Source organism: Rodentibacter genomosp. 1, assembly GCF_001999285.1.
In the GTDB taxonomy this organism is placed as follows: domain Bacteria; phylum Pseudomonadota; class Gammaproteobacteria; order Enterobacterales; family Pasteurellaceae; genus Rodentibacter.
This window is the reverse complement of sequence record NZ_MLHN01000026.1, coordinates 62,950-74,855: the sequence shown is the minus strand read 5'-3', so window position 1 is coordinate 74,855 and position 11,906 is coordinate 62,950. Positions and strand designations below refer to the sequence as shown.

The 11,906-nt window shown below is 39.0% G+C and carries 14 protein-coding genes; 11 read left to right on the top strand and 3 right to left on the bottom strand.

The genetic code is table 11. From position 1 onward, the window contains the following. The 3 genes from BKK54_RS10905 to BKK54_RS10895 all read right to left on the bottom strand — a co-directional run. The coding region (locus tag BKK54_RS10905) for a tetratricopeptide repeat protein (protein ID WP_143541459.1) at positions 1–482 on the bottom strand (482 nt) is incomplete at its 3' end. Between the two features lie 21 nt (positions 483–503). Then, on the bottom strand, positions 504–1,211 hold the full coding sequence (locus BKK54_RS10900) for a hypothetical protein (protein WP_143541458.1): 708 nt from the start codon (positions 1,209–1,211) through the stop codon (positions 504–506). After that, positions 1,177–1,680 carry a hypothetical protein gene (locus tag BKK54_RS10895; protein WP_077543095.1) on the bottom strand — a complete coding sequence of 168 codons (504 nt, stop codon included), beginning with the start codon at positions 1,678–1,680 and terminating at the stop codon, positions 1,177–1,179. Before BKK54_RS10895 ends, BKK54_RS10900 begins: the two co-directional genes overlap by 35 nt. A gap of 261 nt (positions 1,681–1,941) precedes the next feature. On the opposite strand from BKK54_RS10895, the gene dprA reads away from it, so the two are divergent. From dprA to fabD, 11 genes are all read left to right on the top strand, one after another. Beyond that, the gene (gene dprA / locus BKK54_RS10890) at positions 1,942–3,063 is read left to right on the top strand and encodes a DNA-processing protein DprA (RefSeq protein WP_077543094.1); all 1,122 of its coding nucleotides are present in this window, start codon (positions 1,942–1,944) and stop codon (positions 3,061–3,063) included. Positions 3,064–3,104: 41 nt separating this feature from the next. Then, on the top strand, positions 3,105–3,881 hold the full coding sequence (gene yaaA, locus BKK54_RS10885) for a peroxide stress protein YaaA (protein WP_077543093.1): 777 nt from the start codon (positions 3,105–3,107) through the stop codon (positions 3,879–3,881). After that, a complete protein-coding gene (locus BKK54_RS10880; RefSeq protein WP_077543092.1) occupies positions 3,874–4,455 on the top strand; it encodes a hypothetical protein in 582 nt (193 codons plus the stop codon). Before yaaA ends, BKK54_RS10880 begins: the two co-directional genes overlap by 8 nt. A 121-nt stretch (positions 4,456–4,576) precedes the next feature. After that, on the top strand, positions 4,577–5,542 hold the full coding sequence (gene pfkA, locus BKK54_RS10875) for a 6-phosphofructokinase (RefSeq protein ID WP_077543091.1): 966 nt from the start codon (positions 4,577–4,579) through the stop codon (positions 5,540–5,542). Positions 5,543–5,635: 93 nt separating this feature from the next. Beyond that, the gene (locus tag BKK54_RS10870; protein WP_077543090.1) at positions 5,636–6,622 is read left to right on the top strand and encodes a YeeE/YedE family protein; all 987 of its coding nucleotides are present in this window, start codon (positions 5,636–5,638) and stop codon (positions 6,620–6,622) included. 14 nt (positions 6,623–6,636) lie between these two features. Beyond that, positions 6,637–8,013, top strand: a complete 1,377-nt coding sequence (locus BKK54_RS10865; RefSeq protein ID WP_077543089.1) for a rhodanese-like domain-containing protein — start codon at positions 6,637–6,639, stop codon at positions 8,011–8,013. A gap of 88 nt (positions 8,014–8,101) precedes the next feature. Further along, complete coding sequence (yceD, locus tag BKK54_RS10860; protein ID WP_077543088.1) at positions 8,102–8,626, top strand: 23S rRNA accumulation protein YceD; 525 nt, start codon at positions 8,102–8,104, stop codon at positions 8,624–8,626. A 22-nt stretch (positions 8,627–8,648) separates the two neighbouring features. Further along, positions 8,649–8,819 carry a 50S ribosomal protein L32 gene (gene rpmF, locus BKK54_RS10855; protein WP_005544470.1) on the top strand — a complete coding sequence of 57 codons (171 nt, stop codon included), beginning with the start codon at positions 8,649–8,651 and terminating at the stop codon, positions 8,817–8,819. Positions 8,820–8,841: 22 nt separating this feature from the next. Continuing rightward, positions 8,842–9,858 (top strand): phosphate acyltransferase PlsX, encoded by a 1,017-nt coding sequence (plsX, locus tag BKK54_RS10850; RefSeq protein WP_077543087.1) that lies wholly within the window; start codon positions 8,842–8,844, stop codon positions 9,856–9,858. A gap of 18 nt (positions 9,859–9,876) precedes the next feature. After that, complete coding sequence (locus BKK54_RS10845) at positions 9,877–10,827, top strand: beta-ketoacyl-ACP synthase III (protein ID WP_077543086.1); 951 nt, start codon at positions 9,877–9,879, stop codon at positions 10,825–10,827. Between the two features lie 134 nt (positions 10,828–10,961). Beyond that, on the top strand, positions 10,962–11,900 hold the full coding sequence (fabD, locus tag BKK54_RS10840; RefSeq protein ID WP_077543085.1) for an ACP S-malonyltransferase: 939 nt from the start codon (positions 10,962–10,964) through the stop codon (positions 11,898–11,900). Positions 11,901–11,906: the final 6 nt, after the last annotated feature.

Below are 11,906 nucleotides of genomic sequence, written 5' to 3'. Positions count from 1 at the left end.
TTTACCGCTTCGGCATAATCTTGTTTTACCCCTTGTCCGTTGTAATACATCAACCCAAGATTATATTGTGTGCTTGCATCCCCTTGTTCGGCAGATTTTGTGTACCATTTTACCGCTTCGGCATAATCTTGTTTTACGCCTCGTCCTTTTTTATACATCAACCCAAGATTAAATTGTGCTATTGCATCCCCTTGTTCAGCGGCTTTTGTGAACCATTTTACCGCTTCGGCATAATCTTGTTTTACGCCTCGTCCTTTTTTATACATCGACCCAAGATTAAATTGTGCTATTGCATTCCCTTGTTCTGCTAACGGTTTCCATAAACTAAACGCTGTTTGATAATCACCTTTCTTAACTGCTTTAACGCCTTGTAGAAATTGAGCCTTATCGTTTTCGTAATCAGCTAAAACAATAGGGCTAACTGTGGCGGTAGAAAAAGCGAAAAGTGCGGTGAAAAAGAATGAAGTTTTATGATGTTTCATTTTTATTTCCTTACTGTGTATTTAGATTTTATGAATTTGTTGATAAAGATGAGAAAGTATTTTCTCTCTTGTTTTAGAAAAACAATGTTCTAATTTCAATAAGCGTTTAATTGATTTATCTGCTTTTTGTTTATATTTATCTTCTACTATTTCCCATACGCCGTTTTTATCTGTTTTAATACAACATAGTAAATATAACCCTAGATTATTATAAGTCTCTTCTAAATGGGTTAATAATTTAATCAGTTTGTGATGATAGGGATATGGTGACTTAAATCGTTCATATTCCCGCAATAGATTTTTATACTTTTCAAAATTCAATGTATTTTTTGTTTCATCTAAAGATAATTTATAGGGTACGTCTGCTATATTGTGATATTGAGTATCCTTTAAATACGGTAAGATTTTATTTAGTTGTTTAAATGCTTGCTCGTGGGTATCGTTAAGCCTTTGTATATAGGTTAAATATTTATCATTACGCCAAGTTCGATATGAAATATTGATGGCATAAAAAGCAAATACGGCAGAAAACATACTTCCAACGGCTGAAAGAAGGCTTCCTATCGCTGAAAGTTGATTAGTAATGGGAAAATTTAAATGTTCATATTTTTCTGAAAGTATCCAATCATACTGAATTAACTCTGCAACAATAAAAACTAGTAATATTATTAGTATTATTAATGGCTTATATTTTTTAAATAAGTTTGAGCATTTGTTTGGTGAAAACATTCAGTAAATAGATCTCTTCAAAAATATTAGGGTGATGATTGAGTAATTTTAAATAATCCTCCCGATAGCATTCTACGAATAAATGATTTTTTTCAAATGTAAACGGTGCAGGAAATAAGATAATTAAAATGCCTTTCCCCTTTGTTTGTGCAGTTTCTTTCATCGTGTTTTTTTGGAGTTTTTTATTGATTGCGTCAAAAACACGTTGATAAAACTGATATTCAATCCCCACTAAAGAAATAACCTCATCTCGTATTGAAGGTCTATTGGGATTTGAGTGATATTTTGCTTGTCCCTGATCTAAATAAGCGCTTGTCACTTCTATCCAAGTTTGTCTTCCATTTAGGGTTACGAGTGCATCAGGATAGGTTTCCGGTTGGCAATTTAATTGGAAAGTCCGGTTTTGTTGTTTGCAAAAGCGTTCAAAATGCAATAACGCACTTTCTTCTTCTCGCTTTTTTGTTCTCATTTTTTTATGTTCTCTTAGTGAAATTTAAAATCTGCCTATTGAAAAAAAAAAAACGATTGTGTCAAGCTATTAAGAAGTGATTTTTGTAAATTTTTGTGCAAAAACTAAGGGGGAGATTTTAATCGGTGAGAGAAAGTTGGCAGATTCGCTGAGGTTAATTTCTATTTTTGAGATATGGATCGCAAAAGTGCGGTGAAAAACTCGCACATTTTTCTATTTATTACATAATTTGGCATTTATTGAAGGTATGAGAAAAAAGAAATGAAGAACATTAATGAAACATTACTACGCTTAATGCAAGTACCCAAACTAGGCGGGGTGGCAATTGAGAAAATTTTATCAAAGGTGACCTTGGAGGAATTGCTAAGCTATGACGATATTGCATTTCGTCAAATGGGCTGGGGAGCGATTCAGATTCGCCGTTGGTTTAAGCCTGAAAGGAAATTTATGGATTCGGCACTGACTTGGGCTGAGAAAGAAGGGAATCATTTGGTGAATTATTTTTCTCCTTTTTATCCTTACTTATTGAAACAGATTGGCAGTTTTCCTCCGTTGTTATTTGTGAGGGGGAATGTGACAGCCATTTCACAGCGACAAATGGCAATGGTTGGCAGTCGATATTGCACCTCTTATGGGGAACAGTGGGCGAAATATTTTGCCACAGAACTGTCTCTTGCCGGTTTTACCATTACAAGCGGTTTAGCCTTAGGCATTGATGGGCATTGTCATCGTGCTGTGGTGGATATTAAAGGGCAAACGATAGCCGTGTTAGGAAGTGGCTTAAATGAAATTTATCCTGCAAAACATTGGGAATTGGCAGAGCAAATTCTTGAAAATAATGGTGCATTGGTCTCTGAGTTTGTGCCAAATCAACCGCCCATAGCGATGAATTTTCCCCGCCGTAACCGTATTATTAGTGGGCTTTCGGTAGGAACATTGGTGATTGAGGCAACGGAAAAAAGCGGCTCTCTCATTACCGCACGTTATGCTTTGGAGCAAAACCGTGAAATTTTTGCTTTGCCTGGGAGTGTGATGAGTGAGTTTAGCCGTGGTTGTAATCGCCTAATTAAGCAAGGGGCTATGTTAGTCGAAAATGTGAAAGATATTCTCGAGACGCTTTATCAACATTCCATTCATAGTCAAACTGAAATTGATGTTAATCAAATTGAAACGGCAAATTATACACCGCCACCGAATCCTCGGCGTTTGGTGGAAGCCCCAAGCCACCCTAAACTTTATGCGCGCATTGGTTATACGCCGGTGAGTATTGATGATCTTGCTCAAGAATTTGGTTTGACGGTAGAGGTGCTGTTGGTTCAACTTTTAGATCTGGAGTTGCAGGATTTGATTCTGTGTGAAAATGGGCTTTATAAACGCGTGTAGAAATATGCTAGAATGGCACTCAATTTTATTGAGGAGAGACTATGTTAGCCATTATTTCCCCCGCGAAAACCCTAGATTTTGAAAGTGCGGTTAGAAATCTTCCTGTTTTTCAACCGCACTTGACCGATTATAGTGCACAATTAATTGAGATTTGCCGCCAATTTTCCCCGCAAGAAATTGCTTCTTTGATGTCGATTAGCGATAAGCTTGCCGGCTTAAATGCCGCACGTTTTGCCGAGTGGACAGTTGAACATAACGAACAGAATTCAAGAGCGGCTATTTTCGCTTTTAAAGGGGATGTTTATACAGGCTTGGATGCGGAGACTTTGTCTGATGAGGAGATTATGTTTGCCCAGTCCCATCTCCGTATGCTTTCCGGCTTATATGGTTTACTCCAGCCTCTTGATTTAATGCAACCTTACCGTTTAGAGATGGGGACAAAATTAGCAAATACTAAAGGTAAAGACCTTTATGCGTTTTGGGGCAATATTATTACTCAATCAATACAGCAAGCACTTGATGCCCAAGGTGATAGTGTATTGGTTAATCTTGCCTCCGATGAATATTATAAATCGGTGAAAGAAAACCAACTTCATGCTCAAATTATAAAACCGGTTTTTTTAGATAATAAAAACGGTAAATATAAAGTGGTGAGTTTTTATGCGAAAAAAGCCCGTGGGCTGATGTGTCGTTATATGATTCAGCAGCGTATAACGGAAGTTGAGCAATTGAAAGACTTTAATTTGGGCGGTTATTGGTTTGATGAGACGACATCAACGGAAAAAGAATGGGTGTTTAAGCGAGATCATGATGAATAAAATTATTATAATTTTGACCGCACTTTTGCTTTCTGCCTGTGCAAGCCAACCTTCACAGTTGGCTGTGCCGAATCAAATTAAACATAAAAACAAATCATATCAAATGGTTGCAGGGCAGGATTTAGGCAGTGTCGCCCGTTATGTTTATTTAAGCCAACCCGATACCTTGGAAAAATGGCAATCACAAATTGAGTTATTACTCGATCGAAATGAACAACACCGTGATATTAAGGAACGTATTACATTACGTGAACGCATTTATCGCAACACGGAGGTTTCCTCATTCAAATTAACCCCCATCAAAGATGATAAAACCAAGAAATATGAGGGATTAAAAGGCTATGTGATTTATCCGCCAACAGAAAATGATCCTTATTGGCAGGTGAATATGATGATGGGAAAAGAGATGATAAGATGCGGTTTTGTTCAGTTTCAATACTCGCAGAAAGTAAAAAAGAGCCGACATTTAAGTAAAGAAAAGATTTTACAGCATTTGCAAAAATACCTGATTGCAAAAGAAATGAAAAATTTAGAGAAAATGGATTGGCAGTGGCATTGTCAGGATCTGAAATAAAAATTTATCTAGATCAAAAGGTGAATAAATTTCTCAAATTTTTTCTAGAGCCTGTTGGCTGAATCGTGTAATCTTAGCGACATTTCTTCATTTTATTCAATTTAACTCAAGTAGGTAGTATATGATTAAAAAAATTGCAGTATTAACCAGTGGTGGTGATGCACCGGGTATGAACGCCGCAATTCGTGGTGTCGTACGTGCGGCATTAGCGGAAGGTTTAGATGTGTTTGGTATCTATGATGGTTATCAAGGCTTATATAATAACAAAATTAAGCAACTAAACCGTTATAGTGTATCCGATATTATTAATCGTGGCGGTACGTTTTTGGGTTCGGCACGTTTTCCGGAATTTAAAGATCCGAAAGTGCGGGCAAAATGTGCGGAAATTTTACGTTCACACGGCATTGATGCTTTAGTTGTGATTGGTGGTGATGGCTCTTATATGGGCGCAAAACTTTTAACAGAAGAACATGGTTTCCCTTGTGTGGGTATTCCGGGGACCATTGATAACGATGTGGCAGGGACTGATTATACAATCGGTTATCAAACTGCGTTACAAACGGCTGTCGATGCTATTGACCGTTTACGTGATACATCAAGTTCTCATCAGCGTATTTCTATCGTAGAAATTATGGGACGTCATTGCAGTGATTTGACGATTTCTGCAGGTATTGCGGGCGGTTGCGAATATATTGTTGCTTCTGAAATGGAATTTAATCGTGAAGAGCTCGTACAACAAATTGAACGTAGTATTATCCGTGGCAAACGCCATGCTATCGTTGCCATCACTGAATTAATCACTGATGTGCATTCTCTTGCGAAAGAAATTGAAGCGAGAGTAGGGCACGAAACCCGTGCAACTGTATTAGGTCATATTCAGCGTGGCGGCTCACCTTGTGCATTTGACCGTATTTTAGCTTCACGTATGGGGGTTTATGCGGTGGATATTCTGCTTCAAGGTAAAGGCGGTTATTGTGTGGGTATCCAAAATGAACAGCTTGTTCACCATGATATTATTGATGCCATTAATAATATGCGCCGTGAATTTAAGGCCGATTGGTTAGAAGTGGCGAAACGTTTAGAATAATTAATAAACATAAAGTGCGGTTGTTTTCAGCCGCATTTTTGTTTGCTATCATCTATACCCTCATTTCTAAACATCAGTATTAAGGTTTAATCAATGTTTACCGGGCTTTTGGTTGGGATCGCTTTTGGCATCCTGCTTCAACGAACACAATTTTGTTTTGTCTCAGGCTTTCGCCGTTTATTTTTTGAAAAAAATTTCCAATTTTTAACCGCACTTTTAATTGCAATCAGTGTGCAATCTGTAGGGTTGTTTACACTTGCCGAGTTTGGTGTCATTAATATTCCTCAAACGACTTTACCGATTTTAGCCACCATAGTCGGCGGACTGTTATTTGGTGTCGGAATGGTATTGAGTAACTGTTGTGGAAGTGGAGCCTGGTTCCGTTCAGCAGAAGGCGCTATTGGGAGTTTCTTAGCATTGATAGCTTTTGCTATCACAATAGCCTCAACGCAAACCGGTAGCCTCCATCAATTTATCAACCGCTGGACGCAGCAAAGTACAGAATGGAATAACATCTATTTAACATTCTCTATTTCGCCTTGGTGGTTAGTTGGGATATTGGGGTTTCTGACAGTGATTTTGTTTCTTTGTCGAGAGGAATCCTACCATTCTGAAAATCTTTCTTTTTTTGACCGCATTTTTAAATCTCAGTGGAATCTTTATTTTGGTGGATTATTAATAGGTATATTGGGGCTTGTGGCATGGTATTTTAGCTCGCGAACCGGTCGTCATTATGGCTATGGCATTGCTGTACCTTCTGCTAATGTGATGCAATATTTAGTGATTGGACAACAGCGCTATTTAAATTGGGGAAGTTTGTTTGTTTTGGGTATTCCGCTTGGCTCATTCTTAATGGCAAAACTCAGCGGTAATTTTCATTTAAGAATACCTGAGCCTAAAGAAGCTTTACGTCGTATTGTTGGCGGCGTAGTGATGGGATTGGGGGCGGCATTGGCAGGGGGATGCACTGTCACCAATGCTTTAGTGGCAACGGCTTATTTTTCTTGGCAAGGCTGGTTGGCGACAGGATGTATCTTAATGGGCTGTTGGATAGCAAATAAGTGGTTTATCAAAAGATAAAAGGAGAAAACAAGATGAAATTTAACCGCACTTTACTTGGGGTGAGTATATTATTTACACTTGCCGGTTGTGAGGATAATCAAGTAAAAACGATTGAAACCAAAGCACTTTTGGATAATTTAAATAATCCGAATTATGTGATGATTGATTCTCGCCAAGATAGCTTTTATAACGGCTTTAAAGATAAAAATGCGACCCGAGGCGGACATATTCCCGGTGCTGTGTCGTTTTCGTGCTCGTGGTTGGATGTGATTGCACCGGATAAATTTGAATCTTTTGCCGCAGATAAAGGAATAACAAAAGATAAAACATTGGTTTTTTATGATTCTAATCCTGATAATCTTGCTTGTATCAGTGCAGATTTGGCGGCAAAAGGGTACAAAACATTTGTGTTTAATGATTTTGTGAGCTATGCCAATGCAGGCTATCCTTTAGAAAGTTTCCCCAATTTTCACTATAGTGTATCGCCTGAGTGGGTTAATGCGGTGATCAATGGTCAAAAACCGGAAACCTATGATAATAATCAATTTGCGATTTTTGAAGTTTCTTGGGGATCGTTAGAAAAATCTCAGAATTATGTTCAGCATATTGTCGGTGCACATCACTTTGATACAGATTGGATTGAAAACGGCCCAATCTGGAATTTATCATCACCGGATGTGATCGAACAAAATTTATTAAAAAATGGCATCACTGCGAATAAAACGATCATTTTATATTCCGATAACCAATTAGCCGCCTATCGCGTATTTTGGGCATTGAAATGGGCGGGTGTAAAAGATGTTAGGGTATTAAATGGTAATCTTTCTACTTGGATGGATGCTGATCTACCAACGGAAACCACAGTAAATACACCGATACCGGAAAGGGTTTTTGGGGCAAAAATTCCGGCTAATCCCTCCATTAATATTGAAACACCAAAAGAAATTATCACAGCACAGCAACAAGGCTTAAAGTTGATTAGTAATCGTTCTTGGGATGAATACGTGGGAAAAATCAGCGGTTATGACTACATACCCGGAAAAGGTGAACCTCTAGGGGCTATCTGGGGATTTGCAGGAACGGATTCATCCAATATGGCGGATTATTATGATCCTGATGGGACGTTACGTAACCCAAATGAAATTTTTGCCTTGTGGAAAACGCAGGGAATTGAAAAAAATGATAAGTTAGCCTTTTATTGCGGTACCGGCTGGCGCGCCGGTGTGTCTTGGTTTATGACGCAACTTGCGGGGTGGGAAAATACCATTGTGTATGATGGTGGTTGGAATCAGTGGCAAATGGATTCTATTTATCCGGTTCAAAAAGGTGCCCCAAATCATCTCTCAAAACCTGATGCTAAAAATGATTTTGGAAAAGTAATGAAAAAAGGGAATTCTTGTAAAAGCTAGTTTTGCCCGAAAGTTATGTGTCTTTATTGCGTAAAAAGTGTGATTTCCCTTTGACTATTTTCTTTACAACAGGTAATATTCACGCCCTATGCAAAAGGTAAAACTACCCCTCACTGTAGATCCGGTTAAAGGCGCACAACAGCGAATTGATTATGAAGGTTGTTACACGATTAATCAGTTAGTGCGGTTAGCTGAGTCTGTGGTAAATGTGCTTAGCGATGCACAGGTAACATTATCGTTTTATATTGATCCGCAGAAATTAGTGGTGATGAAAGGAAAAGCACAGGTTGATGTTGAATTAGAATGTCAACGTTGTGGTGAACCCTTTAAGCACACATTGGAATGTGATTTTATTTACAGTCCGCTGGCTAACTGGGATCAGGCTGATGTATTGCCGGAAATTTATGAGCCAATTGAGTTTAATGAATTTGGTGAAATAGATTTACTTGGTGTAGTGGAAGATGAGTTAATTTTAACACTGCCACTTGTACCAAAGCATTCATCTGAACACTGTGAAGTGTACGCGCAGGAACAGGTTTTTGGCGAATTGCCGGAAGAATTGGCAAAAAAACCGAACCCGTTCGCTGTATTAGCTAATTTAAAACAAAAGTAAATTAAATTTAGGAGTATAGCCAATGGCTGTTCAACAAAATAAAAAATCTCGTTCACGTCGTGATATGCGTCGTTCACACGATGCGTTAACAACTGCTGCAGTCTCAGTGGATAAAGCAAGTGGTGAAACTCACTTACGCCATCACGTAACCGCAGATGGTTACTATCGTGGTCGTAAAGTGATTAATAAGTAATTTTTTACTTATAGGTATTCACTTGAGTCGTCTAACCTTAGCGTTAGATGTGATGGGCGGGGACATTGGTCCCCGTATTACTATCCCCGCATCGCTTTTAGCATTGGAAAATGATCCAATGCTTTCTTTGATCTTATTTGGTGATAACCAAGCAATATCCCCTTTTCTTGAAAACATTCCAAAAGCCAGTTTAGAACGCATTCAAATCCATCATTGCACTCGAGCTATTGATAATAATCAAGGTGTTTCTTATGCACTACGCCGTAGTAAAAATACCTCAATGCGTTTAGCTCTTGAGGCGGTTCAGCATGGTGTTGCACAAGGTTGTGTAAGTGCCGGTAATACTGGGGCATTAATGGGATTATCGAAGATTTTATTACAACCTCTTAACGGAATTACCAGACCAGCTTTAGTTTCCATGATACCGACAATTGAGGGTGAAAAATCGGTGATGTTGGATCTCGGTGCAAACCTGGAATGCAGTGCAGAAAATCTTTATCAATTTGCTATAATGGGGAGCATTTTTGCCGAACATCAACTCAATTTAGTTTATCCCCGAGTCGGATTATTAAATATTGGTGTGGAAGAAATTAAAGGGCATCAATTTATTCGTGATGCCGCAAATTTATTAGAAAAATCAACCGCACTTAACTATATCGGCTTTGTTGAAGGTGATTTATTGCTAAACGGTAAAGCCGATGTCATTGTCAGTGATGGTTTTTCCGGCAATATTGCCTTAAAAACTTTAGAGGGCGCAGCAAAAAATGTTTTATCTTTATTCAAAGAGCCGTCTAAACACTATTGTTTAAAACCTGTTTTTTGGGGAATGCGTTATTTATTTAAGACAAAGTATCAACGCTTAAAACGTATTAATCCTGATGAATATAATGGGGCTTCGTTTATTGGATTGACTGCGGTGGTGGTAAAAAGCCATGGCAGTGCAAATGTGAATGCATTTGCTCACGCTATCGCCGATGCCGCTTTTCAAGCCCGTCAGAAACTTCCTGAAAAAATTTTGGCGGGTTTATCCCGTTATTAATGACTTAACTTATTAATTATGAATAGCAGAATTTTATCTACCGGTAGTTATTTACCAAGCAGAATCCGTACAAATGCGGATCTTGAAAAAATGGTTGATACCTCAGACGAATGGATTGTAACTCGTTCGGGCATTCGTGAGCGTCGTATTGCCACAGAGAACGAAACGGTTGCGACAATGGGTTTTGAAGCAGCAAAAAATGCCATTAAAAGTGCTGAGATTAATCCTCAAAATATTGATCTTATTATTGTCGCCACTACGAGTAATTCCCATGCTTACCCGAGTGCCGCTTGTCAAATCCAAGGGATGTTGGAGATTGATGATGCCATTTCTTTTGATTTAGCCGCCGCCTGTACGGGGTTTGTTTATGCATTAAGTGTGGCCGAGCAATTTATCCGAACAGGTAAAGTAAAAAAAGCGTTAGTGATCGGTTCTGATCTTAATTCCCGTAAATTAGACGAAACGGATCGTAGCACTGTTGTGTTATTTGGTGATGGTGCTGGTGCCGTGATTTTAGAAGGCAGTGAACAAGAAGGGATTATTTCAACGCATTTACACGCCTCTGCAGATAAACATAACGCTTTAGTGTTACCACAAGCTGAGCGTGGTGTTGAAAGATCCGGTTATATTGAAATGCAAGGTAATGAGACCTTCAAACTTGCAGTGCGTGAACTTTCTAATGTCGTAGAAGAAACCTTAGCGGCAAATAATCTGGATAAAAAAGATTTAGATTGGCTTGTGCCACATCAAGCCAATTTACGCATTATCAGTGCAACAGCAAAAAAACTGGAAATGGATATGTCTCAGGTGGTTGTTACGTTGGATAAGTATGCGAATAACAGTGCGGCAACTGTGCCGGTGGCATTAGATGAAGCGGTACGTGATGGACGTATTCAACGTGGACAGCTGTTATTATTAGAAGCCTTCGGTGGCGGTTGGACTTGGGGTTCTGCGTTGGTGCGTTTCTGATAATTCTGTTAGAATCGCAGTAGAATTATTGGAAAGTGCGGTTAAATTTGACCGCACTTTTTAACATCAGCAATCACGAACGCTGATTTTTATCAAAGAAATATTTCGATTTATAGAATAAATAGGAAAAAAGAATGAAAAAATTTGCAATGGTATTTCCTGGTCAGGGTTCACAAGTAGTGGGAATGTTAGCTGAACTTGCTACAGAATATCCTGTCGTTACTGATACATTTAAACAGGCCTCTGAGGTACTAAGCTATGATTTATGGCAACTTGTGCAACAGGGCCCTGCTGAAGAGTTGAATAAAACATGGCAAACTCAACCGGCACTTTTGGCCGCCTCCGTTGCGATCTATCGTGTGTGGCAAGAAAAATACCCTCATTACAAACCGGCAGTGATGGCGGGACATAGTTTAGGTGAATATTCAGCTTTAGTTTGTTCAGGAGTATTAGATTTTCAAGATGCGATTAAATTGGTGGAATTGCGTGGAAAATTAATGCAGCAAGCCGTGCCGGAAGGAACCGGTGCAATGTATGCCATCATTGGTTTGGACAATGAAGCTATTATCAACGCTTGTAAACAAGCTGAAGAAGGCGAAGTGGTGTCTGCGGTTAATTTTAACTCACCGGGCCAAGTGGTGATTGCCGGTGCAAAGGCGGCAGTGGAGCGTGCTGCTGCATTGTGTAAAGAAGCAGGAGCAAAACGTGCGTTACCACTAGCAGTGAGTGTGCCATCACATTGTGCATTGATGAAACCGGCAGCAGAGACCTTAGCCACAACTTTAGAAACGATCACGTTGAATACATCTGAAATTCCTGTGATTAATAACGTGGATGTTACAGTCGAATCTGAGGCTTCAGCCATTCGTTCCGCACTTATCCGTCAGCTTTATAGCCCGGTACGTTGGACAGAAACGGTAGAAAAAATGGCGCAAGATGGCGTACAAGCTTTAATAGAAATTGGGCCGGGTAAAGTATTGAACGGCTTAACTAAACGTATTGTCGGTGATTTACAAGCTATATCGGTGAATGATCTTGTCTCACTCAATAGCGTTGAAGAATTTTTAGCGTAATGAAAG